This is a genomic window from Micromonospora sp. NPDC007230 (assembly GCF_042869115.1).
Classification (GTDB): Bacteria; Actinomycetota; Actinomycetes; order Mycobacteriales; family Micromonosporaceae; genus Micromonospora.
Map to the genome: position 1 here is coordinate 332,597 of NZ_JBIAFE010000003.1, position 22,850 is coordinate 355,446.

General features: G+C 72.7%; 19 protein-coding genes and 1 pseudogene. 8 read left to right on the forward strand and 12 right to left on the reverse strand.

The window, feature by feature from the left end:
• Positions 1-58 precede the first annotated feature (58 nt).
• Together ACFYML_RS06760 and ACFYML_RS06765 are read right to left on the reverse strand one after the other, a co-directional pair.
• Complete coding sequence (locus tag ACFYML_RS06760) at positions 59-1,666, reverse strand: glycosyltransferase family 4 protein (protein ID WP_387419729.1); 1,608 nt, start codon at positions 1,664-1,666, stop codon at positions 59-61.
• A 128-nt stretch (positions 1,667-1,794) separates the two neighbouring features.
• Positions 1,795-3,261: a glycosyltransferase family 39 protein gene (locus ACFYML_RS06765; RefSeq protein ID WP_387419652.1), complete on the reverse strand. Its 1,467-nt coding sequence runs from the start codon at positions 3,259-3,261 to the stop codon at positions 1,795-1,797.
• A gap of 199 nt (positions 3,262-3,460) precedes the next feature.
• Here ACFYML_RS06765 and ACFYML_RS06770 point away from each other — a divergent pair, with 199 nt between their 5' ends.
• From ACFYML_RS06770 to wecB, 3 genes are all read left to right on the forward strand, one after another.
• Complete coding sequence (locus ACFYML_RS06770) at positions 3,461-4,102, forward strand: class I SAM-dependent methyltransferase (protein WP_387419653.1); 642 nt, start codon at positions 3,461-3,463, stop codon at positions 4,100-4,102.
• Between the two features lie 15 nt (positions 4,103-4,117).
• Positions 4,118-4,768 carry a hypothetical protein gene (locus tag ACFYML_RS06775; RefSeq protein WP_387419654.1) on the forward strand — a complete coding sequence of 217 codons (651 nt, stop codon included), beginning with the start codon at positions 4,118-4,120 and terminating at the stop codon, positions 4,766-4,768.
• A gap of 122 nt (positions 4,769-4,890) precedes the next feature.
• Positions 4,891-5,979: a non-hydrolyzing UDP-N-acetylglucosamine 2-epimerase gene (wecB, locus tag ACFYML_RS06780; RefSeq protein WP_387419655.1), complete on the forward strand. Its 1,089-nt coding sequence runs from the start codon at positions 4,891-4,893 to the stop codon at positions 5,977-5,979.
• Positions 5,980-6,040: 61 nt separating this feature from the next.
• On the opposite strand, the gene ACFYML_RS06785 is transcribed toward wecB, so the two are convergent.
• From ACFYML_RS06785 to ACFYML_RS06820, 8 genes are all read right to left on the reverse strand, one after another.
• Complete coding sequence (locus ACFYML_RS06785; RefSeq protein ID WP_387419656.1) at positions 6,041-6,673, reverse strand: hypothetical protein; 633 nt, start codon at positions 6,671-6,673, stop codon at positions 6,041-6,043.
• 2 nt (positions 6,674-6,675) lie between these two features.
• Entirely contained in the window at positions 6,676-8,052 is a 1,377-nt protein-coding gene (locus ACFYML_RS06790; RefSeq protein ID WP_387419657.1) for a glycosyltransferase, read from the reverse strand.
• A gap of 41 nt (positions 8,053-8,093) precedes the next feature.
• Positions 8,094-8,636, reverse strand: a complete 543-nt coding sequence (locus tag ACFYML_RS06795; protein ID WP_387419658.1) for a hypothetical protein — start codon at positions 8,634-8,636, stop codon at positions 8,094-8,096.
• On the reverse strand, positions 8,633-9,790 hold the full coding sequence (locus tag ACFYML_RS06800) for a glycosyltransferase family 4 protein (protein WP_387419730.1): 1,158 nt from the start codon (positions 9,788-9,790) through the stop codon (positions 8,633-8,635). The genes ACFYML_RS06795 and ACFYML_RS06800 overlap by 4 nt, the downstream gene beginning before the upstream one ends.
• A gap of 86 nt (positions 9,791-9,876) precedes the next feature.
• A complete protein-coding gene (locus tag ACFYML_RS06805; protein ID WP_387419659.1) occupies positions 9,877-11,520 on the reverse strand; it encodes a glycosyltransferase family 4 protein in 1,644 nt (547 codons plus the stop codon).
• Between the two features lie 91 nt (positions 11,521-11,611).
• Positions 11,612-12,640, reverse strand: coding sequence for a Gfo/Idh/MocA family protein (locus tag ACFYML_RS06810; protein ID WP_387419660.1), 1,029 nt, complete (start codon positions 12,638-12,640; stop codon positions 11,612-11,614).
• Positions 12,637-13,746 carry a DegT/DnrJ/EryC1/StrS family aminotransferase gene (locus tag ACFYML_RS06815; protein ID WP_387419661.1) on the reverse strand — a complete coding sequence of 370 codons (1,110 nt, stop codon included), beginning with the start codon at positions 13,744-13,746 and terminating at the stop codon, positions 12,637-12,639. Before ACFYML_RS06815 ends, ACFYML_RS06810 begins: the two co-directional genes overlap by 4 nt.
• Before the next feature lie 85 nt (positions 13,747-13,831).
• On the reverse strand, positions 13,832-14,467 hold the full coding sequence (locus ACFYML_RS06820; RefSeq protein ID WP_387419731.1) for a TetR/AcrR family transcriptional regulator: 636 nt from the start codon (positions 14,465-14,467) through the stop codon (positions 13,832-13,834).
• Between the two features lie 188 nt (positions 14,468-14,655).
• Here ACFYML_RS06820 and ACFYML_RS06825 point away from each other — a divergent pair, with 188 nt between their 5' ends.
• The 5 genes and pseudogenes from ACFYML_RS06825 (at position 14,656) to ACFYML_RS06845 (ending at position 21,013) form a co-directional block, all read left to right on the forward strand.
• Positions 14,656-15,552: an ABC transporter permease gene (locus ACFYML_RS06825; protein ID WP_387419662.1), complete on the forward strand. Its 897-nt coding sequence runs from the start codon at positions 14,656-14,658 to the stop codon at positions 15,550-15,552.
• Entirely contained in the window at positions 15,545-16,360 is an 816-nt protein-coding gene (locus tag ACFYML_RS06830; RefSeq protein WP_387419663.1) for an ABC transporter ATP-binding protein, read from the forward strand. The genes ACFYML_RS06825 and ACFYML_RS06830 overlap by 8 nt, the downstream gene beginning before the upstream one ends.
• Before the next feature lie 108 nt (positions 16,361-16,468).
• Positions 16,469-18,010 (forward strand): annotated as a pseudogene (locus ACFYML_RS06835) (D-ribitol-5-phosphate cytidylyltransferase); the annotation flags it as partial.
• Positions 18,011-18,156: 146 nt separating this feature from the next.
• Positions 18,157-19,872: a CDP-glycerol glycerophosphotransferase family protein gene (locus ACFYML_RS06840; protein ID WP_387419664.1), complete on the forward strand. Its 1,716-nt coding sequence runs from the start codon at positions 18,157-18,159 to the stop codon at positions 19,870-19,872.
• A gap of 208 nt (positions 19,873-20,080) precedes the next feature.
• Complete coding sequence (locus ACFYML_RS06845; RefSeq protein WP_387419665.1) at positions 20,081-21,013, forward strand: peptidoglycan-binding protein; 933 nt, start codon at positions 20,081-20,083, stop codon at positions 21,011-21,013.
• A 48-nt stretch (positions 21,014-21,061) separates the two neighbouring features.
• Here the strand turns inward: ACFYML_RS06845 and ACFYML_RS06850 are convergent, their stop codons facing one another.
• Positions 21,062-21,829 (reverse strand): alpha/beta fold hydrolase, encoded by a 768-nt coding sequence (locus ACFYML_RS06850; protein WP_387419666.1) that lies wholly within the window; start codon positions 21,827-21,829, stop codon positions 21,062-21,064.
• A 103-nt stretch (positions 21,830-21,932) separates the two neighbouring features.
• A complete protein-coding gene (locus ACFYML_RS06855) occupies positions 21,933-22,778 on the reverse strand; it encodes a C39 family peptidase (protein ID WP_387419667.1) in 846 nt (281 codons plus the stop codon).
• Positions 22,779-22,850 lie beyond the last annotated feature (72 nt).

Here is a 22,850-nt window from a genome sequence, read left to right on the forward strand (position 1 = left end):
TCGACCCGGACGACCCGGACGTCATGGCCGAAACGTCCACCCGGTCAGCCCCGGCCGCTCACCGGGCTCCGCTCGGCACCGCCGGTGTGGCCCGGTCGGCCGCTCGGGGTTGGTCCTGCCCCAGCAGCCGGGTGTAGACGCCGTCCAGCACCTCCGCCTGGCGCTCCCAGGTCCAGCGCTCCAGCAGCCCCGGGCGGTCGTACGCGGCCCGGTAGCGCGCGGGGTCGGCCAGCACTGCCCGGACGGCGCGGACGAAGTCTGCCACGTCCTGGGCCTTGAACACCTCGCCCTGGCCGGTCGACCGGGCAGTCTCGGCCATCGTCTTCACGTCGCTGGTCACGATCGGCAGCCGGGCGTGCGAGTACTCGAAGAACTTGTTGCTGAGGGCGATCTCGTGGTTCGGCAGATGGACCAGCGGGCTGATGGCGGCGTCCGCGGCCGAGAGGAAGGCGGCCACCTGATGGTGCGCCACGTACGGCAGGGTGTGCACCCGGTCGGCGACGCCGAGCTCGCCGGCCCGGGCCAGCAACTTGCCGATGGACGGGGTGGAGGTCTTCCCCGGCGGCAGGGAGACCAGGGCCAGGTGCACTCCGGGCAGCTGGGACAGCGCCTCCACGGCCACGTCGACCCCCCGGACCGGAGCGATCCCGCCCGAGTAGGCCAGCAGCGGCACGTCCGGGCCGATCCCACAGCTCGCACGCAGGTCCGGCGCGGGCTCGCTGGCGTCGACGGGGCCGACGTCCGGCGCGTTGAGTACCACGGCGGGACGTTCCCGCAGCCGGTGCTCCTGCTGCAGCAGGTCGGCCAGGGACTCCGAGACGGTCACCACGGCGTCGGCGACCGGCGCGTATTCCCGCTCGTGGGCGCACTGAGCGCGCAGCCACCGTGCCGAGTTCAGGGCCGGATTGAGCCCGGGCAGGTACTCGTGCGCGTCCCAGACCAGCTTGACCTGCCGGCCCGCGGCCCGGGCCCGCAGCGTGGCCCGGGCGCCGACCCCGAGCATCTTGTAGTCGTTGGCGTGGATGATGTCCGGACGCAGCTCGTCGACCACGGGGCCGAAGGCCAGCTCCCAGTCCCACAGGGCGGGCTCCAGCCGGCGCCACGCGCCGTCCCCCCGGACCGTCTCCCAGAACCAGGTGTAGAACCGGTCGACCGGTCCGGCGAGCTTCTTCCGGGCCCGCTGCCCACGGGTGAGCTGCCAGTAGCGGAAGGAGACCCACTTCTGCGTCGCCCCGGCGGCGAGGGCCTCGGCCCGCAGCGCCCGCCGACGCCAGGCCGACGTCCGCTGGCCCGCCCGGGCGGCGAGGGTCAGCTCCGCCTCGCGCAGCCGCAGGTCGGTCCGCCAGGCCCGCATCGCCTGGGCACGGTGGGCGGCGACGCCGTTCGGCGGGTACGCCAGCGGCCCGCGGCGCCACACCCGGCGGAACTCGTGACGGCGGCGGCCGAGCGGGTCGGGCACGGCGAGCAGGCGGATCTCCGCTCCCCCTAGCTGCCAGCTGCGGGGCAGCCCGTCCAGGGCCTTGCCGAGCAGGATCACCTCCCAGCCGGCCTCGGCGGCCGACCGGGCCGCCTTCTGGACCCGCGAGTCGCCGTGGACCCCGTTGTCGACCAGCATCACCACGCGGCCGCGAGTCACCCGTGCTCCTTCGGCGCCGTCCACGCCCATGCTCAATTTCACGCCTTCCGCTAGGACCCGCCGGCCCCAGGGCCACGGGCGAGTATACGTCGGCGGGCCGCCCGCCCCGGTTCGGCGACCGGGCCTCGTGCCCGGCCGACAGTGGCTGCTCGTCCGGTTCAGAACAGGTTGTCCCACAGCCCTTCGATGAGCACCGCCTGGCCCACGGAGAGCAGGACGAGGGCCGCGACGACGGCCCCGGACCAGCGGCCGGCGCGGCTGCTCCAGCGGTCCACCACGATCCCCGCCGTGGCGGCGACGAGCGGGTAGAGGAAGGCCCAGGTCCGCTCCACCTCGCCGGGCCGCAGCTTGGTGATCGAACCGGGCAGCGCCGCCCAGACCAACATGATCAGGACCAGGACGAGCGGCAGCACGGGCCGCCGCGCCCCGGGCGTGCGCCGGAACAGGCCCGCCACCCCGAGCGCGGCCAGGGGCAGACCCGCGTAGATCAGCCAGGCCGCGGGGCTGGCGACGATCCAGTACGGGTTGTACTCGCGCCGGGCCTTCGGCGAGGACTGGAAGGCGGCCAGCAGGTCGAAGCCGATCAGCAGCCGGGCCAGGGCCAGCACCAGCAGCCCGCCGACCGCCGCCGCACCCAGCAGCAGGACGATCCGGCGCAGGTCCCGGCGCTGGATCACGACGGCGACCGCGGCGGCCAGCGCGATGAAGACGGTGGCGAAGGTGAGCAGCGTGCCGAGGCCGAGCACCGCCCCGCCGGCCAGCGCGAACGGGGCCGAATCGCGCCGGATGGCCAGCACGAGGAGCGCCGCGGCCAGGGTCAGCGCGGTGGCGAAGACCACGTCGAGGATCGTGTAGGCGAGCATCAGCGGGCCCGGCGCGGCGGCGAAGAGAACGGCAGCGATCCGCCCGGCCCGCTCGCCGCCCAGCTCGCGGCCGACCAGCCAGGCGCTCGCCGCGGCGAGCATGCCGAGCACCGCGATGCAGGTCGCGATCATCACCGGGTGGCCGGCGCCCACCACCCGGAACAGGCCGTGGAGGAGGAGCAGCGGTCCAGCCGGGTGGGTCCGGGAGTTGTAGGAGTGGAACTCCGTCGTCATGTGCGGGTGGCGCTCGACGAAGCCGCGGATGCCGTACTCGGTGACGTAGTGCAGGTCGGCGGTGTAGTACGGGGACGTCGGCGAGGTGTCGATGCCCCGGGTGATGCCGTCGGGGTCGCCCCGGACGACGGCCACGGCGGCGGCTGCTGCCGTGGCGGAGCCGACGATCAACGTCAGCGCCACCCAGGACGGCACCCGCAGGCGGGAGGTGACCACCCATGCCGTTCCAGCGAGCAATACAGCGGCCGGTATGACGAGCAGCGCCAGTCGGTCCCAGGTCGGGTCCCACTTGCCGTAGATCGGCGGGTGGGTGAAGTACCCGAAGCCGATCGGCGGCCTGGTCCGGCTCCACAGCGCGAAGGCGTACAGGGCCAGCCCGGTGCCCGCCATCGCCACCACCGGCCAGCCGCCCCACTTCCGGGCGGCCGGCGACGCGGACCCGGCCGCCCCCGGCGGCGGCAGCGTGCTGAGCGTCAGTCCGGTGCCGTCTGCGGCACTCCCCCGCCCGTTGTCTGACGTCTCGGCCACCACGACTACTTCCGCATCGACAAGACGACCGCCGGCACCCGGCGGACCGCCGGCACGCCCCCGCTGCCGGCCGGCACACTGTACGCGATCCGCCGCCCGGTCCGGTGCCCGCGACAGGCTGGTACCGTCGCCCCATGGCGCCGCCCGTTCCCCGCGCCGCGGCGCCCGCCCCGTCCTCGACGATCCATGGTGACGGCCGATGAGCCTGCTGTCGGCGGAGGAAAACGCCGCCTACTGGAACAACCGCCACGCCCAGGAGGGCGAGCTGCGCTCCGGGGGTCACATCTCCCTGGACGAGCCCACCAACCAGATGTTCTACGTCCGTCGGCTCGCGCTGCTGCTGGAGATCCTCGGGCACCACTCGCACCCGGTGGCGCCGTTGTTCCTGCTCGACGCCGGGTGCGGCAAGGGCTGGTTCAGCCGCGAGCTGTCCCGCTTCGGCCACCAGGTCGACGGCATCGATGCCAGCGAGAGCGCCCTGGCGGCCTGCCGAGCCATGGGTGGCGGCGCGAGCTACCACCGGTCGACCCTGGCCGGGTGGCGCAGCCCCTGGCCGTACGACGTGGTGGCCTCGGTGGACGTCCTCTTCCACGTCCTCGACGAGGACGAATGGGCCCGCTCGGTGCGCAACCTCGCGTCACTGGTCCGGCTGGCCGGCCGGCTGGTCGTCTCCGACTGGAACGGCGACGGCAGCCGGGCGTACGGCAACTACCAGGTGGTCCGCAGTGGGCGCCGCTACCAGGCGGCGCTGGACGGCGTCGGGCTGCGGTACGACGGCTGGCACCCGTACCGCTTCCGGCGGAGCCCGATCGGCTTCCACGTCTTCACCCGGATCCACTGAAAGGAGTCGGTCCGCGTGCTGATCCACGAACTGCTGCCGCTGTTCGGCGAGGTCGACGAGGTGGTGGACCTGGCACCGGAGGCCGCGGAGCTGTCCCGGCACCTCCGGCTTTCCGAGGGCGTCCGGCACGTCCGGTGCACCGGGCAGGAGGTGGGCAGGCTGCCGTGGCCGGACCGCCGGCTGCTGGTCGCCCTGGTCGGCGAGGAGGGCCCGCGGACCGGGCCGGACGAGCTGTGCGAGGCGCTGGCTGCGGCGCCGGTCGGCACGCCGGCACTGCTGCTGCTGGGCTGGCCGGTCGCCGAACTGCCCGCGCACCGGCTCCTGGACCCGTTGGTGGCGGCCGGCTGCCAGGTGATCACCGCCGTACCGCTGGACCGGGTGGCCGGTCACGGCGCGTACGCGGCGCTGGTGCTGCGGCGGGTCGACCGGCTCGCCGTGCCCCGGCCGTACCTGCTGGATCTGGACGACGAGCCGGTCCGGCCGGACGACGACCCCGCCGACCTGCGGGTCGCGCTGCGGATCGCGAACGAATGGCTCCTGGCCGATCTGGTGAGCCGCCCGCTGCGCCGGCGGCTGCGTGAGCAGGAGACGGAGCTGGCGGACCTACGGCGCCGGCTGGCGGAGCTGACCGACGGCGCCGAATCGACCACGACGGCCGGGGTCTGACCGCCCACCTGGGTCGGGCAGGGCCCAGGGCGGCATGATTCCGGCACCGCCGCATCGTGACGTATCGTGTTGGGGCGAGCGCCGACTCGTCCCACTAACCACCAGAATCAGGAGAGTTTCGCGTGAAGGTCGTCAGTGTCGTCGGGGCGCGTCCCCAGCTGGTCAAGCTCGCCCCGATCGCGGCGGCCTTCTCCCGGACCGACCACGAGCACTTCATTATTCACACCGGCCAGCACTACGACGCCGACCTGTCCGACGTGTTCTTCACCGGCCTGGGCATCCCGGACCCGGACGTCCACCTCGGCGTCGGCTCGGGCAGCCACGGCGTGCAGACCGGCGCGGTGCTCGCCGCAATCGACCCGGTCCTCGAGCGGGAGAAGCCGGACTGGGTGCTGGTCTACGGTGACACCAACTCGACGCTGGCCGGTGCCGTCGCCGCGGTGAAGCAGCACCTGCCCGTGGCACACCTGGAGGCGGGCCTGCGGTCGTTCAACCGGCGGATGCCGGAGGAGCACAACCGGGTGCTCACCGACCACGCCGCGGACCTGCTGCTCGCGCCGACCGAGGAGGCGATGCGGCATCTCGCCGCGGAGGGTCTCGCGGCCCGGTCCGTGCTCGCCGGCGACGTGATGGTCGACGTCTGCCTTCGGGTACGTGACACGGTGCGCGCGGGGGAGCACGGCGCCCCGACGCTGCCCGAGGGCATCGACCCGAACGAGCCCTACCTGCTGGCCACCCTGCACCGGGCGGAGAACACCGACGACCCGCGTCGGCTCGCCGGCCTCGTCGCCGCGCTCAACGAGCTGCCCGTCCCGGTCGCCCTGCTCGCTCACCCGCGGCTGCTCGTCCGGGCCGAGCAGCACGGCGTCAAGCTCGACCAGGGAGCGGTCCGGGTCGGCCGGCCGCTGCCGTACGCCGAGATGGTCGCCGCGGTGCTCGGCTCGGTGGGCGTGGTGACCGACTCCGGCGGCCTGCAGAAGGAGGCCTACCTGCTCCAGCGCCCGTGCACGACGCTGCGGCCGGAGACTGAGTGGGTGGAGACGCTCGACGGTGGCTGGAACCACCTGGTCCCCGACCCGCAGGAGCTCGGGCGGCCGGCGTGGGTGGAGCTGGCGACCCGCCCGGCCCCGACCACTCCGACGGGCACGCCGTACGGCGACGGCCACGCCGCGGACCGGGTGGTGGAGATCCTCGCCCAACACCTCGCCTGAGCGACGGCAACGGTTTCCCCGGCCGGGCGGCGCAAGCCGCCCGGCCGGTCCCGTCAGCGGGTCACGCCGACGGGTTCTCGTCGGCGAAGGGCGCGAGGTCCATTGCGGTCGTCGCCGGGATCTGCCGGTACCGGCGCGCGAGCCGCCAGCCCAGCGGCACGGCGCTGACATCGCCGGCGACGATCCGGTCGGCGCTGCCCACGTCCAGCCGACGGACTGTCGCCCCGGCCCGCCGGGCCAGCAGCCACGGTCGGGCCTGCCGGTAGAACGGGATGAACAGACGCTGGTGGAACCCCTTGGCGAGCTTGCCATGGCCCCGCCCGGCCAGCGCCAGCGCGGCGTCGATCGGCCGGGTGACCCGGTAGCGCCCGGTGACCCGGCGCATCCCACTCAGCGCACGGCCGGGCACCCGGTAGATCACGAACCGCTCCGCCCGGCGGATCGGCAGGTCCTTCTCCTCCGGCATCACCGGATGCACCCGCACCCCGGGAGCGGTGGGGATCTCGTCGAGATTCGTCCGGTCCGGGACCACCAGGTCGACCCGTACGCCCAGCTCGGACAGCTGGGCGGCGTAGGCGAGCACCCGGTCGGACGGACGGTAGTTGAGGCTCAGCAGCAGGATGCGGGGCGACGTACCCGGCGCCTGATCGCCCTCCTCGGCCGGCATTCCGATCTTCTCCTGGTCTGTCAGCATGTCTAGCGCCCCGTCGACTCGGTCTCGGCGGCCGGCACCCCGGCCAGCGCACGCAGCCGCTCACTCAGCGGCCGCAGCAGGGCCTGCCGGGTGAGGCCGGCGGCGTGCTGCCGCGCCTGCGCCACCTGTTCGGTAGTGAGGTCCCGGGCGGCCTTGCCGGCCGCCACCATGGACTGGGCCAGCGCGTCGACCTCCAGGCTGTCCGCGGTGAACCAGAGCGGGTAGCCCTCGAGGACCTCCCGGGCAGCGATGTCGGGCGCGTGCACCGAGACGATCGGCCGACCGCTCGCCATGTATTCGAAGATCTTTCCGGAGGTCACGTAGCGCCCGCCGCCAGCCAGGAACACCAGTACGTCGCTGTCCCGGTAGACCCGGCCCACGTCGGTCTTCGGCACCGGGCCGCGGATGTGGATGCCCGCCTCGTCGTCACTCTGCTCGTCGCCGTGCGGGTCGAGCCCCAGCGGTTCGCGCAGCGCGCTCGGGCTGTTGCGGAAGAAGCCGAGGTGACCGTAGATGTTCAGCTCGGCGTCGGCCAGCTCCGGATGGGTGCGGGCCTGCCGGAACGCCGCGGCCATCTGCTCAACCGGCTGGTTGACGGTGAGCGTGCCGAGATAGCCGAAGCGCAGCGGCCCCGCCGGCCGGGGCCGGAACTCCTCGACCTCCATCAGGTCCGCGTCCCAGCCATTGGGCACGACCATCATCCGGTCCGCGAGCTGCGGGTAGCGCTCGGCGTGCCAGGCGCGCAGCGCCTGGTTCACGAACACCGTGTTCGCGGCACCCCGCAGCACCCGGCGTTCCCACTTGCCGGCCGGGTGCCCCGGGGGATAGGCGGGGCTGTCGGTGAACAGGTTCAGCGTCCAGGCGTCCCGGTAGTCCAGCACGTACGGCACTCCGGTGAGCCGCCGGAACAGCCAGGCGGCGGCAAAGGCGGCGTGCGGGTTGCCGGTGGCCAGGACGACGTCGAACCGCTCCCGGCGGTGCAGCTGCAGGGCCCGGCGTACGCAGGCCCACGCCCAGGAGGCGTACTGCTCCGGGAAGAGCTTCTCCTTGCGCCAGTCGTGCAGCCGGCGGGCGAGCACCGGCAGGGTGCCCCGGAACCGGCCGTACCGGCGCAGGTCATGTTCCCAGCGGAACATGTCCATCCCGGGGCGCTCCACCGTGATCCGCGGGTCCACCGTGGTGGCCAGTTCCTCGTCCACGGAACCGACCACGTCGTAAAGGAACCGCAGCGGCGCCGCGCAGACCGTTACGTCGAAGCCCTGCTCAACGAGGTGGTTGGCGGTGGCTCGGGCGCGGTAGACCCCACTGGCCCGCGAAGGCGGGAAGTAGAAGGAGAGATACAGCACCCGTGGCCGGCGATCGTCACCTCTGGAACTCATGGCCTTCTTTCGGTAGAGGTGGCCCGACGGTCGTCCGCCCGTCAGACCCCGGCATGGTCAATGCTGTAGGCGACGGTCGGTGCCGTCCCGGCCGCACCGTCGGCCGCCCACCGGTCCAGCAGGTCGACCGCCATCGGCATGGAGAGCGCGTCCGTCACCACCAGCACGTCGAACGGTGCCTGGCGCCGCACCTCCCGCGCCACGACGCGCGACCGCGCCTGCTTGAACAGCCGCCCGTACGCGGGCAGGAAGAGCCGCCGGTGCACCCGGTCGGCAATCCGTCGCTCGTACGCCTTGCTCGCCCGGCGGGCACGCGGCCGCAGCCGCCCCCGTCCGACCACCCGGTGGAGGAGGAATCGTGGTGCCCGGTAGAGCAGCAGCGTCTCGGCGCGGCGCACCGGCTGCTGCTGCTCCAACTGTGCCACCTCGACGACCTGTACCCCGTCCGGGAAGGTCTCCCGCCGCCACGACGCGGCCGAGTTGATCAGGACGACCGCCTCGCCGCCCTCGGCGACGACCTGCCCGGACTCCGCGACGACCGCCCGCCGCCGGGTCGCGCCCAACGCCAGGAAAAGCGTCCTCACCGCGTACCTCCCGTAGAGACCGGCGCGCCGTCCCCAGCCGCCGGAACCGACTCGGGGAACCACACCCGGTGGTGCGCCCGGGCGACCGCCGGGTAGCCGTAGCGCTCGTTGAGATTGCGGCGGGCCAGTTCGAGATCCAGCCCGTGCGGAAAACGCCCGCGGAGGCGGCGGTAACCGGCCACGATGGAGTCGGGGCTCTCCTCGACCGCCACCAGCTCGCCTGCGGCCTCCTCGATGCCGGCCAGGGTCTCCTCCGGCCCACCGCACCGGGTCACCAGGACCGGCATGCCGGCCGCGAGCGCCTCGACGATGGTCATCCCGAAGGTCTCCATCCGGCTGGGGTGTACCAGCAGGTCGTGCTCGCGCATGAGCCGCAGCGCCTCGTCCGGGGGCACCGCGCCGGTGAAGGTCACCGCCTCGGCGACGCCCAGCTCGACGGCCCGCTCCCGCAACCGCACGGAGAGCTCGCCCTCGCCCACCAGGTTCAAGGTCAGCCGAGGATCCTCCGCGTGACAGATCGCGAACGCCTCGAGCAGCCAGTTCACCCCCTTGCGGGGGATCAGGCCGCCGAGGAAGAGCCAGCGGCGCAGCTCTGTGACCGGCGCGGGACGCGGGTCGTCGAACGAGATCGGGTTCGGCACGATGCTGATCCGGCCGGCGTGGTGCGGGAACGCCTCCACCAGCAGGTCACGCATCCCGTCGCCGACGGCGAAGAAGGCGTCGCACCGGTGCAGCACCGCGTCGTACATCTCTCTTGCCTCGGGCTCGGCGAGGATCCGGTCCAGGAACGTGGCGTGCTCGGTGACGAAGAAGCGAGCGTCTCGGCGGGCGTGGTGCAGCGCGGCCCACCCGCTCGTCGACCCGACGTGGGCGTGCACGACCGGCGCGTCGATCGGTTGGCCGCCCAGCGCAGCGGCGAGCGTCGCCTCGTGCCGCCGCGCGGTTTCGGCGAAGCTCAGGCCTCCGGGCATCGGCACGGGGATGTACCGCAGCGCGGCGCCACCCACGGTCCGGCCGAGGTGCGGGGCCCGTGGCAGCAGGAGCCGCTGCGCCTGGGTGACGTCTCGCTCCTCGTCCGGGGTCATCCGCGTCCACCACCCGTCGCAGTGGTAGACGGTGGCCCGGTCGCACCCAGGGGCGGTGGCCTCGGTCATCGCCCGGACGAACGCTCCACGGAAGGGCAACTCCCGGGTGGGGTACCAGGGCGTGACAATTGCGACGTCGCGTGCCTGTGCTGTGCTCACTGGACGCTGCCCACCTCTGCCTGCCGGGGTCGCGGCGCGGTCGGCGCCGCGGCGGCCTCGGCCGCCTCGACCACCTCGGGCTGATCGGCGGGCGCCACCGGCGCAGCTGCGGGCCGCGCCGTGCCCGGGCGGTCCGGCAGCAGCTCCGAGTAGACCTGGTCGAGGACTGCGGCCTGCGCCTCCCAGGTCCACTGCTCGAGCAACCCGGGCCGGTCGTAGGCGGCCCGGTAGCGTGCCGGGTCGGCCAGCACCGCCTTGACGGCGCGGACATAGTCCGCCGCGTCCTTGGCGCGGAACACCTCGCCCTGGCCGGTCGCCCGGACCATCTCCGCCATCGTACGGACGTCGCTGACGATCAGCGGCAGGCGTGCCTGGGAGTACTCGAAGAACTTGTTGCTCAGCGCGATCTCGTGGTTTGGCAGGTGGTGCAGCGGGCTGACCGCCGCGTCCGCCGTGGCCAGGAATGCCGACACCTGCCAATGCGGCACGTACGGCAGCAGGTGCACCCGGTCGGCGACGCCCAGCTCCTCGGCCCGCTGGTACGCCTGCTCGGCGGCCGGGTTCTTGCCGTTCGGGTGCAGCGACACGAGCGCGAGGTGCAACCCGGGCAGCTCGGGCAGGGTGTCGAGCATCAGGTCGACACCCCGAACCGGCGTGATCCCGCCGCAGTAGGCCAGCAGCGGGGTGTCGGGGCCGATCCCGCAGAGCTGGCGCAGGTCCGGCACGGGCTCCGCCCGCTCCTCCTCCGACGGCGCGCAGACCGGGGCGTTCATCACCACGGCCGGCACCGCCGGCAGCTTGTGCTCCTTCTGCAGCAGCTCGGCCAACGACGTGGAGACGGTCACCACGGCGTCGGCGTGCGGCGCGTACTCCTTCTCGTGCGCGACCAGGGCCGGCAGCCAGCGGGGGGTGCCGGGCCGGGGACGCAGCCCCGGCACGTACTCGTGGGCGTCCCAGACCAGCTTGACCTGCCGCCCGCGGGCCCGCGCCCGCATCACCGCCCGCGCGCCGACCCCGACCATGCGGAAGTCGTGCGCGTGGATGATGTCCGGCTTGAGGCTGTCGATGACGCTGCCGAAGGCCAGCTCCCACTGCCACAGCGAGGGGTCGAGCCGGCGCCAGGCCCGCCGGCCCAGCACCAGCTTCCAGAAGGCGATCGGCAGGGTGTTGAGCAGCGCGCGCTCGTTGCGCCGCGCCTCCTTCACCCGGCGGGCCTCCTCCGTGCGGAACCGCGCCCAGCGGTGCGCCACGCGGGCCGCGGCCCACGGGACGGCCAGCGGGGCGAGGCCGACGACCTCGCGCGCCCGGGACCCGCCGGCACGTCGGCGGGCCCGGACCGCGGAGATCCGTGCCCCTACGTCGGCCCGCCGCGCGCGGGCCAGCGTGAGACGGTAGTTGGCGGTCCGGCCGGGCGGGTAGGCCAGCGGCCGGCGCAGCAGCGGACGGGTGAACAGGGCGGGCAGCAGGGCCAACTGGTTGCCGACCGGCACCAGGCGCACCTCCGCGTCACCGATCTTCCAGGTCTCCAGCGGGGCGTCCCGTCGTTCACCGAGCAGGATCACCTCCCACCCGGCCGCGGCGGCGGAGCGCGCGACCTTCTGGACACGCGAGTCGCCGCGGACGTCGTTGTCGACGAGCATGACGACCCGCCCACGCGTGGGCCGTGACCCTTCGCCGCTCACCAAGTCCATCTCGTGCAGATCCCTTCAGGGTGCGTGTGACGCGATCGATCTAGGACTGCGTACGGGCGGCCGGGATGCCGACGCTGCCACAGGACACTGTGCTGCCGTCGGCGGCGGACTGCAGCAGCGCGGCGGCCACCTGCACCGTCCGCAGACCCTGCCGGAGGGTGACGATGTCGCTGTCCTTGCCCTCGACCGCGTCCCGGAACCGCTCGTGCTCCACCAGCAGCGGCTCCCGCTTCGGGATGGCGTACCTGACCATGTCGCCCTCGGCGACCCCGCGGAACGCGCGCAGGGCCTCCCACTCGGTGTCGATGGCGGCGTTGGCGTAGAAGGTCAGGTCCGCAGTGAGTGTGTCGGCCACGAAGCAGCCCTTGTCACCGGTGATCACGGTGGACCGCTCCTTGAGCGGGCTCAGCCAGTTGACCAGATGGTTGACCATCGTGCCGTCGGCGAGCTGGCCGACCACGGCGACCATGTCCTCGTGCAACCGGCCGCTGCGGGAGACCGTCCGGGCCGAGACCGAGGCGTACTCCTGCCCGGTGACCCAGCCGGTCAGGTCGATGTCGTGGGTGGCGAGGTCCATCACCACGCCGACGTCGGCGATCCGGTGCGGGAACGGGCCCTGCCGCCGGGTGACGACCTGGTACACCTCGCCCAGTTCGCCCGCCTCCAGGCGCAGGCGCAGGTTCTGCAGAGCGGGGTTGTACCGCTCGATGTGACCGACCCCGGCTACCAGGCCGGCGGCCTCGAAGGCCTCAACGAGCCGACCGGCCGCCTCCACCGACTGGGCCAGCGGCTTCTCGATCAGCGCGCAGACGCCATTGCGGGCCAGCTCGAGACCGACCTGCTCGTGCAGCGCGGTCGGGCAGGCGACCACCGCGTAGTCGATGCCCATGGCCAGCAGTTCGCCCAGCTCGGGCACGACCGGCGCGCGCAGCGTACCGGTGACGTCGCCGGCGGGGTCGACGATGCCGACCAACTCCACACCATCCAGGCCGGACAGGACCCGGGCGTGGTTGCGGCCCATCGCGCCGAGGCCGATCAGGCCGGCGCGCAACTTACGTCCCTCGCTCATCGGGCACCCCCGGCGAGGTTCGCGCCCTCGGCGATGCGCTCAAGGTCGGCCGGGCTCAGCGCCGGGTGCACCGGCAGCGAGATCACCTCGGCGGCGGCCCGCTCGGTCTCCGGCAGGTCCCACGGGCCGGGCTTGCCGTCCTCGGTCAGGTACGGCTTGAGCCGGTGGATCGGGGTCGGGTAGTAGACCGCGTTGCCGATGCCCAGCTCGGTCAGGCGCCGCTGGGCGGCGTCCCGGTTGCCCTGGGTCCGGACCGTGTACTGGTGGTACACGTGCTTCGCGTTGTCGGCCACCGGCGGGGTCACCATGCCGGTGATGTTGGTGTCGAGGAACTTCGCGTTCGCCCGCCGCTGCTCGGTCCACTCCGGAAGCTGGCGCAGCTGCACCCGGCCGATGGCCGCCGCCACGTCGGTCATTCGCATGTTGGCACCGACGATCTCGTTGGCGTACCGCTGCTCCATGCCCTGGTTACGCAGCAGGCGCAGGGTCCGCGCCAGCTCGGGGTCGGCGGTGGTGATCATGCCGCCCTCGAGCGAGTGCATGTTCTTGGTCGGGTAGAAGCTGAAGCAACCCGCGGTGCCGAACGCGCCCACCGGCTGGCCGTCGAGCGCGGCGCCGTGCGCCTGGGCGGCGTCCTCGACGACGGCCAGGCCGTGCCGCTCGGCGATCTGCATGATGCGGTCCATCGCGGCCGGGTGACCGTAGAGGTGCACTGGCATGATCGCCACGGTGCGCGGGGTGACCGCGGCGGCCACGGCCGCCGGGTCGACGCAGAACGAGCCGGGCTCGATGTCGACGAAGACCGGCTCGGCGCCCACAAGACGGACAGCGTTCGCGCTGGCCGCGAACGAGAACGAGGGGACGATGATCTCGTCACCGGGGCCGAAGCCGAGCGCCATCAGGGTCAGCTGGAGGGCGGAGGTGCCGGAGTTCACCGCGACGCAGTGCCGACCGGCGACCAGCTCGGCGAACTCCTCCTCGAACGCCTTGACCTCCGGCCCCTGCACCACCAGGCCGCTGCGCAGCACCCGGACAGCCGCGTCGATCTCGGCTTCGCCGATCACCGGCCGGGCTGGGGGGATGAATTCCGCGTTCAGCCCAGACATGGGCTTCCTCCTGTCGACAGGGTGCTCGTTCGGGACGCGATGCTAGCCGGTCCGGTTGAGACCGAACTGAGGGGTACTGACACGATCATGACCCGATGGGATCGATGGTCGCGGTCAGGGGGGATAGATGAACGTCCGGTTCTGCCCGGACTGCCGGTTGGCATGCTACCTCCAGTGCGGTGGCGACAACGGTCGCCAGTCGGGGCAGGTCCGCCGCGGACAGGGGTGCCCGGGAAACGGCGAGCCGCCAGTACAGCGGGCCGACGATGAGGTCGACCGCCAGGTCGAGATCGATGTCCGGGCCGAGCTCGCCGCGCTCGATCGCCCGGCCGATGAGCTGGCCACCGACGTCGCGCTGGTTGGCCCGCAGGGCCTCCTCCAGGGTCTGCGCGATGCGCGGGTTGCGGGCGGCCTCGGCCAGCAGATCGGGGATTATCTGCGCCGCGAGCGGGTGCCGCAGCGCCCGGGACATGATCAGAAAGAGCATCTCCAGGTCGCCCCGGAGGTCGCCGGTGTCCGGCAACGGCAGACTCCGCACCGCCGCCGACGAGACGATCTCCAGCACCAACTCCAGCTTCGAACTCCAGCGCCGGTAGATGGCGGTCTTACTCACACCGGCCCGGCGGGCCACTGCCTCGATGGAGAGCCTTCCGTAGCCGACTGCGGCGAGTTCCTGCATGACGGCACCGCGGATGGCGGTGGTGATCTCGCCGCGCAGCACCGCCGCTCCAGCGGGAGCACGCCTCTTCTCGGTCGTCACGGGGGACAATGTACCGCAGCGACGGTACGGTTGCGTCCCGACGTGTTTTGAACTACCGTCCACGCATCGACGGAGCGGGGGTCCGACCCGCACCCACGCTCTCTGCCGTCGAAGATCTTCTATCGCACAAGAGATCGGAGCGCCTACCAATGGCCAACACGGCGGTGGCCGACGCCGACTCAGGGCTCAGCCGGGCACAACTCGCCGCCCGGCACGGCCTGACCGTCGCCGGCGCGCGGCCGACCCTGGTCGCGTACGTGAAGCAAGTGTGGTCCTACCGACACTTCATCACCACGTACGCCCACGCCAAGGCGGTTGCCGCGTTCAGTCAGGCCCGGCTGGGCCAACTGTGGCAGGTGCTGACTCCGCTGACCAACGTGGCGGTCTACTACCTGATCTTCGGCTACATCATCGGCACGAGCCGGGGTGTGCCGAACTTCATCGCGTACCTGTGCGTGGGGGTGTTCGTCTTCAACTTCACCCAGACCGTGGCGCTCGGCGGCACCCAGGCCATCACCAGCAACCTCGGACTGGTCCGGGCACTGCACTTCCCCCGCGCCAGCCTCCCCCTCGCGGTGACCCTCACCCAGTTCCGAAACCTGCTCTACGCGATGGCCGTGCTGGTGGTGATCGTGCTCGCGACCGGCGAGCCGATCACCGTGCAGTGGCTGCTGGCGGCCCCGGCGATGGCGCTCATGGTGATCTTCAACGCCGGCCTGGCGATGGTTCTGGCCCGCCTCGGGTCCAAGCTGACCGACGTGAAGCAGGTCATGCCGTTCGTCATGCGTACCTGGATGTACGGCTCCGGGGTGCTCTACAGCGTGAAGGCGTTCGAGGAGAACCTGCCGGCACTGCTGGTGCACGTGGTGCACGTCAACCCGCTGCTGATCTACATCGAACTGGTCCGGCACGCCCTGCTGGAGAAGACCCCGCTGACCTCGTCGGCACCCCAGCTCTGGCTGCTGGCGGTCGTCTGGGCGGCCGTGATGGGTGTGGGCGGTTTTGTCTACTTCTGGCGCGGCGAACAGGAGTACGGTCGTGGCTGAGCTGAACGTAGCCGCCGAGGTGGCCACCACGGCCACCGGCGAGCGGATCCCCACGGTGATCGTGGACGATGCGCACCTCATCTACCGGGTGTACGGTGCCGGCACGGGCAGCCCCGGCTCCCCCGTGGCCGCGCTGCGACGGATCGTTTCCCGCCAGCCCAACAAGCCCACCCTGCGCGAGGTGCACGCGGTCAAGGGTGTCAGCTTCACCGCGTACCGGGGTGAGGCGATCGGCCTGATCGGCAGCAACGGCTCCGGCAAGTCGACGCTGCTGCGGGCCATCGCGGGGCTGATGCCGGTCAGCCGGGGCGCGATCTACACCCAGGGCCAGCCGTCGCTGCTCGGCGTCAACGCGGCGCTGCTCGGCGACCTGTCTGGCGAACGCAATGTCACGCTCGGCTGCCTGGCCATGGGCATGAGCCCGGAGCAGGCCCGCAAGGCAGCCCCGGAGATCCTCGCCTTCTCCGGGATCAACGAGCGCGGCGACTTCGGAACCCTGCCGATGCGCACGTACTCCTCCGGCATGCAGGCCCGGCTGCGGTTCTCGATCTCCGCAGCCAAGCGGCACGACGTGCTGCTGATCGACGAGGCCCTGGCCACGGGTGACACCCGGTTCCGCCGGCGCAGCGAGCAGCGCATCCGTCAGCTGCGCGAGGACGCGGGTACCGTATTCCTGGTCAGCCACTCGATCGGCTCGATCCGGGACACCTGCGAGCGGTCGATCTGGCTCGAGTCGGGGTTGATCCGGATGGACGGCCCCACCGACGAGGTGACCAAGGCGTACGAGGACTACATGGCCAGCCGCTGAGGCGGCCCGTTCCGGCGGCCGGCGTCGCCCTCGGGGGCGATGCCGGCCGCCGGGACGTCACGTCCGGACGCCGTGCACCCGACAGCTCGTGGATCAGTGAGGACCGCAATGACGCAGGACCGCACCACCGCACGGAACGCCAGGCCGGACAACCCGGCACCGTGGCGCCCCTCGCGAACGGTGGCCGTGATCCTCGCCGGAGGAACCGGGACCCGCCTCGGGCTGGGCATCCCGAAGCAGCTGCTGAAGGTCGCGGGCAAGCCGATCGTCGAGCACACCCTCGCCGTCTTCGAGGCCGCGCCGGAGATCGACGAGATCATCGTGCTGATGGCCGCCGGCCACGTGGCGGAAGCCCAACGGATCGTCGCCAACGCCGGCTTCCACAAGGTCAGCAAGGTGATCGAGGGCGGCGAGACCCGCAACGACACGACCCGCATCGCCCTCGACGCGATCGGTGCGGGCGATTTCAACGTTCTCTTCCACGACGCGGTCCGCCCGCTGGTCAGCGCCCGGATCGTGCGCGAGTGCGTGAACGCCCTCTGGACGTACTCGGCGGTCGACGTGGCCATCCCGTCCGCCGACACGATCATCCAGGTCGACCAGGACGACTGCATCACCGACATCCCGGTCCGCGCCACCCTGCGCCGGGGCCAGACCCCGCAGGCGTTCCGGTCCGGCACGATCCGGGAGGCGTACCGGCGGGCCGAGGGCGACCCGGACTTCGCCGCCACCGACGACTGCGGCGTGGTGCTGCGCTATCTCCCCGGCACGCCGATCAAGGTGATCGACGGCTCGGACGAGAACATCAAGGTCACCCACCCGGTCGACGTGCACCTGGCGGACAAGCTCTTCCAGCTCGCCGCCGCGCAGGCGCCCCGGGTGAGCGACCACCGCAGCTACACCGAGGAGCTGACCGGCCGGACCATCGTGGTCTTCGGCGGCAGCTACGGCATCGGCCACGACCTCACCGAGCTGGCCCGCCGCTACGGCGCCCAGGTCTTCCCGTTCAGCCGCTCCACCACCGGCACCCACGTGGAGCGGGCCGAGGACGTGGCCGCGGCGCTGAGGACCGCCTTCGAGGCGACCGGCCGGATCGACCACGTGGTGGTCACCGCCGGGATCCTGGAGAAGGGCGCCCTCGCCGAGATGGACGACGCGACGATGGACCGGCTCCTGCAGGTCAACTTCGTCGGCCCGGTCACCGTCGCCCGGCAGTCGCTGCCGTACCTGCGGCAGACCAAGGGGCAGCTGCTGCTCTACACCTCCAGCTCGTACACCCGCGGCCGGGCCCGGTACGCGCTCTACTCGGCCACCAAGGCGGCCCTGGTCAACCTGACCCAGGCGCTCGCCGACGAGTGGGCCGAGTTCGGCGTACGGGTCAACTGCGTCAACCCGGAGCGCACCGCCACGCCGATGCGTACCAGGGCGTTCGGCGAGGAGCCGGAGCACACGCTGCTCTCCGCCGAGGCGGTCGCGCAGGCCTCCCTCGACGTGCTCGTCTCCGAGCTGACCGGGCAGGTCATCGACGTCCGCCGGGCCCCTGGCGAGCAGCCGGCCGGCGAGCAGGTCGCCGTGGTGCCCGCCCAGCCGGAGGACGACGACTCCAGACGCAGACCCGCCGAGCTGGAGTTGTCGGACGACGACTCCAGGTCGCGGCGCGACCCCAGACCCGCCGAGCTGGAGTTGTCGGACGACGACTCCAGGTCGCGGCGCGGCGCCAGACGCGCCGAGCTGGAGTTGTCGGAGCAGCTGCCCGCAGCCTCGGCGTCGGGCCGGACGACCGAGGGACGGTAGCGATGCGTGGTGACCTGGTCCGGAAGCTGCTCGCCCGGGCACTGACCACCGGGCTGGCGGTGCTGGCGTTCCTCGTCGTGGCGCTCACCGGCGCGACCGGCTGGGGGCTGGCGATCGCGGTCGCCGCCCTGGCCGCCGCCGCATGGGAACGCCGGGTACGGCCCACCGCCGACGGCGTCGCCGAGTCGGTGCTGGTCGCCGCCGGAATCCTGGTCGGCTACGCCCGCCGCCTCGACGCCGGCTTCGATCCGGCGCTGGCCGCCACCGCGCTGGTGCTGCTCGGCCTGGTGCTGCTGGTCGGGCCGCTGCGCGAGGCCGGGGCGCTGGAGATCCGCGCGGCCAACCTGCCGGTCCGCAGCTGGGCACCGCTGGTGGCCGCGCGGCTCGGTGACGCGCTGCTGGTGCTGCTCGCCGTGGTGGCGGTGGCCGCCGTCCTCGCCCTGCCGGCCTGGCTCGCGCTGGTCGCCGCCCTGCTGGTCGGGGCCGGGTGCGGCGCGGTCGGGCTGGACCTGGCCCGGCGGCGGTTCCGGCCACCGGCCGGGGGCGGGCCGGTGGGCCGGGCGCTGCGCCGCCACCAGCCCGAGTTCGTGCTCTACTTCTCCGCCCCGCCCGGCTCGGAATACCAGGTCACCATGTGGCTGCCCTACCTGGAGCGGATCGGCCGGCCGTTCCTGGTCATGCTGCGGGAGCCGGAGTTCCTGCCGGCGATCGCCGCCGCGACCAGCGCGCCCGTGGTGTTCTGCCCGACGCTCAAGGCCATGGACGAGGCCCTGGTGCCCAGCCTGCGGGCGGCGTTCTACGTCAACCACGGTGCGAAGAACAGCCACTGCATCCGGTTCGCCCACCTGACCCACGTGCAGCTGCACCACGGGGACAGCGACAAGGCGCCCAGCGCAAACCCGGTGTCGGCGATCTTCGACCGGATCTTCGTGGCCGGGCAGGCCGCGATCGAGCGGTACGCCCGCGCCGGCGTGGAGATCCCCGCCGAGAAGTTCGTCGTGGTCGGCCGCCCCCAGGTGGAGGCGATCGGGGTACGCCGGGAGCCGGTCCGCGGCCTGGCCAACCCGACGGTGCTCTACACGCCGACCTGGACGGGGCACCACGCGGACGCGAACTACTGCTCCCTTCCGGTGGCCGAGACGGTGCTCCGCCGGCTGCTGGACCGGGGCGCCACGGTGATCCTGCGGCACCACCCGTACACGGCGCAGAACCCGGCCTCGGCGCGGCAGCTGGCCCGGCTCACCGAGCTGCTCGCCGCGGACCGGGCGAAGACCGGCCGGGCGCACCTGTGGGGCGCGGCGGCCAGCCGCGAGCTGACCTTGACCGACTGCGTCAACCGCTCCGACGCACTGGTCTCGGACGTCTCCGGGGTGATCTCCGACTACCTCTACTCCGGCAAGCCGTACGCGGTGACCGACATGGGCGCCGACGGCGACGAGTTCGTCGCCCGGTTCCCCCTGGCCGGCTCCGGCTACGTGCTGCGCCGGGACATGTCCAACGTGGACGAGGTGCTGACCGAGCTGCTCGACACCGACCCGAAGGCCGCGGCCCGCTGGGCCACCCGCACCCGCTACCTGGGCGACTTCCCCGCCGATTCGTACGCCGAGGCGTTCCTCGACGCCGCCCGCCGGCAGCTCGAACCCGGCTGGAACCCGCCGGCCCCGCGCGCCGCCGACGCGGTCACGCCGGACGGCTCGCCGCTGTCCCCCACCGCCTGACCCACACCCCACCGCCTGACCGCTCCGTCGCCAATGGCCGGAGCGGTCATCGGCGTGTCGAAAATCACCGCCACATATTCACCATTGTAAATATTTATCTTCATCATCATACTTGCTCCCGGGCGCCCAGCCGACTCGGTGTAGTCGGCCCCCTACCGGCGATGCGGCGCGTCCGCACGCCGGCCACCCCTCGTCCACAGGAGCACCTATGAAAAGCGTTTTCCGCCAGCTCGCCATGTGGCTCGGCGCGGTCGCGCTCGCCGTGGCGGCCGCCCTGACCGGCCCGACCGCGGCCCAGGCGGCGGCACCGGCCTGGCCCCTGCTGAGCAACGGCTCGACCGGCGCCAACGTCACCACCGCCCAGTACCTGCTCCGCCACCGCGGCTACAGCATCGCGGTCGACGGCCAGTACGGCGCCGGCACCACCTCGACCGTGAAGTCCTTCCAGTCAGCCAACGGCCTCTCCGCCGACGGCCAAATCGGCGCGCAGACCTGGAGCAAGCTGGTGGTCACCCTGAGCGCCGGGGCCAACAACGACGCGGTCCGCGCGCTGCAGACCGCACTCAACAAGTACGGCTACGGCCTGGCCGTGGACGGCGACTGGGGCCCGGCCACGACCAACGCCGTGAACAACTTCAAGTCCGCCCGTGGCCTCTCCGGCGGCTCGGTCGACACCACCACCTGGCAGTACCTGACCGGCGGCAGCGGCGGCACCGGCAACTACCGGCTGGTCATCGGCAAGTCGGTGCTGCCCCGCAGCGAGTACGACGATCCGCACCACGACTACCCGGCGATCGACCTGCCCACCGTGACCGGCACGACCACGTACGCGATCACCTCCGGGACGATCGGGCACGTCGGCGGCAGCTGTGGCCTCGGCATCGGCATCACCGCCGACGACGGCGCCTACTACCTCTACTGCCACCTGAACTCGCGCTCGGTCGCCGCCGGCTCCCGGGTCAGCGCCGGCCAGGTCCTCGGCTACACCGGGGCCACCGGCAACGTGACCGGCCCCCACCTGCACCTGGAGGTCCGGGTCAACGGCGCCAACCGCTGCCCGCAGAACATGCTGCTGGCCATCTACGACGGCGTCGCCCCACCCGCCCCGTCCGCCCTGCCCGCCACCGGCTGCTTCTACTGACGCAACCTGCGGTCGTGATGTCGTCGCCCTGCCTGCGGGGCGACGGCGTCACGGCCCGTCGGGCGCCGCGAACGGCGCGAGCAGGTCGAGGATGGCGGCGGGGTCCTCGACGTGCGCGTTGTGGCCGAGCCCCGGCAGCGTCGCCATCGGCACGCCCAACTCCTTGAGCTGTGCGTCGGACACCATCGGGTCCTGCTCGCCCCGGGCCAACAGCACCGGCACGTCGGTCGCGGCGAGCAGGGCGGGCAGCTGCGGCTCCCCGACCGCGAACGCGGCCGGGTCCATGGCCAGCCGCCAGCGGCCGTCCTCGCGGCGCAGCCCGGCGTCCACCACCGGGTGGTCGGGGGCGAACAGCCCGGTCAGCCCGGCCACCCGCAGGTAACGGCGGGCCGCCTCGTCCCGGCTGGCGAACCAGGTCACCGGCCGCTGGGCCAGCTCGCGGGCCTTGTCCAGCTCGGCCGGCGACCAGGCGACCTTGATGCCGAGCCCGACCACCCCGTCGATCGGAAGCTGCCGCGTCCGTGCGGCCAGCGCCAGCGCCACCACCCCGCCGAGCGAGTGCCCGAGCACCACCAGCCGGTCCCGGGGGCCGAGCCGGTCGGCGACCGGGCCGAGCCCCGCCACCACCCGGTCCGCGAGCGCCTCGAAGGAGTACGCCGGCAGTTGCGGCGACCAGCCGTGCCCGGCCAGGTCGGGGGCCAGCCAGCGGCCCGCCCAGCGGCGCTCCAGCAGCGGCGCCCAGGGCAGCCACACCTCACCGGTGGCGCCCATGCCGTGCAGCAGCAGCAGCTGGCGGGTACCCGTCTCGTCGCCCATACGGCGCAGTGTGCCACCGGACGGACACCAGGCGCGAGACCGGCCCCGGATACGACGTCGGGCACCGGCTCCTGGAGCCGGTGCCCGACGTGCAGGGGTGGGATCAGGCGGAGTAGCCGCGGGTGCCGGCCCAGTTCGCCAGATCGATGGTGGTGATCCAGTACTCGGGCAGCGCCGGGTTCGCCGAGTCGGCGATCCGCACCGTCCGGCCGTCGTCCTTGTAGCCGACCACGGCGATGTAGTGGCCGCCGGGGAACGAGTGCCAGCCGCCGTTGGTGTCGGTGGCGGAGCCGGCGATGTTGACCACCACGCCGCGGCCGTCGGTGATCGCCTTGACCACGTCGGCCTGGAGCTGGTCCATCTGCGCCGGGGTCGCGGCCTGGCCGGGGATCATGTGGGTCCGGTACGGGTTGCCCTTGACCATCTGGTTGAGCCCGCGGGTGGTGTCCTCGGCCGAGTTGGTGCCGTTCTCGCCGGCGTTCAGCGGGGCGACCATCGCGTCCTGGGTGGTCTCGACGCCGCTCGCGCTCAGCGCGTTGCGCACCGCGGCCGGACCGCAGTTCCAGTAGGCGGTCTGGGCCTCGTAGTTGTAGTCGAGGACCTTCGTCGACGGCGGCTTCGGCTTCGCCTTCGCGGTCTTCGTCACGTCCGGGTCCGGCTTGGCCGAGCTGGCCCTCGCCGACGGCGACGCGCTGGGCGAGGCGGTCGGGGACGGGGCGGCGACCCGGGCCTCGCTCCGGGTGGCGACGTCACCGAGGCGCGGGGCCAGTTCGGCGACGGCGGCGGTGGTCTCCTGCCGGACCGGCGCGTCGTTCGTGCCGGCCAGTGCCGCGCTGGCGCCGCCGGCCAGCACGAGGGCCGCGGCGGAGCCGGCGACGATCTGGTACGGGCGCTCGGTCGCGAGGCGCCGCAGCTGACGCTTCAGGTGGTGCTTCACGTGTTCCTCCACGGGGGCCGGAGCGGCACACGCCGGCCCGACGCGCGGAGTAGCTCACGCGCGTTCCTGGGCGGGGTGGCCGCG

What these genes read in the sequence shown, in the direction of transcription:
- ACFYML_RS06760 (WP_387419729.1), bottom strand. Translation starts at nt 1,666, where the DNA reads ATGGGCGTGGACGGCGCCGAAGGAGCACGGGTGACTCGCGGCCGCGTG.
- ACFYML_RS06770 (WP_387419653.1), top strand. Translation starts at nt 3,461, where the DNA reads ATGAGCCTGCTGTCGGCGGAGGAAAACGCCGCCTACTGGAACAACCGC.
- ACFYML_RS06785 (WP_387419656.1), bottom strand. Translation starts at nt 6,673, where the DNA reads ATGCTGACAGACCAGGAGAAGATCGGAATGCCGGCCGAGGAGGGCGAT.
- ACFYML_RS06790 (WP_387419657.1), bottom strand. Translation starts at nt 8,052, where the DNA reads ATGAGTTCCAGAGGTGACGATCGCCGGCCACGGGTGCTGTATCTCTCC.
- ACFYML_RS06800 (WP_387419730.1), bottom strand. Translation starts at nt 9,790, where the DNA reads ATGACCGAGGCCACCGCCCCTGGGTGCGACCGGGCCACCGTCTACCAC.
- ACFYML_RS06805 (WP_387419659.1), bottom strand. Translation starts at nt 11,520, where the DNA reads ATGCTCGTCGACAACGACGTCCGCGGCGACTCGCGTGTCCAGAAGGTC.
- ACFYML_RS06810 (WP_387419660.1), bottom strand. Translation starts at nt 12,640, where the DNA reads ATGAGCGAGGGACGTAAGTTGCGCGCCGGCCTGATCGGCCTCGGCGCG.
- ACFYML_RS06815 (WP_387419661.1), bottom strand. Translation starts at nt 13,746, where the DNA reads ATGTCTGGGCTGAACGCGGAATTCATCCCCCCAGCCCGGCCGGTGATC.
- ACFYML_RS06825 (WP_387419662.1), top strand. Translation starts at nt 14,656, where the DNA reads ATGGCCAACACGGCGGTGGCCGACGCCGACTCAGGGCTCAGCCGGGCA.
- ACFYML_RS06840 (WP_387419664.1), top strand. Translation starts at nt 18,157, where the DNA reads ATGCGTGGTGACCTGGTCCGGAAGCTGCTCGCCCGGGCACTGACCACC.
- ACFYML_RS06845 (WP_387419665.1), top strand. Translation starts at nt 20,081, where the DNA reads ATGAAAAGCGTTTTCCGCCAGCTCGCCATGTGGCTCGGCGCGGTCGCG.
- ACFYML_RS06850 (WP_387419666.1), bottom strand. Translation starts at nt 21,829, where the DNA reads ATGGGCGACGAGACGGGTACCCGCCAGCTGCTGCTGCTGCACGGCATG.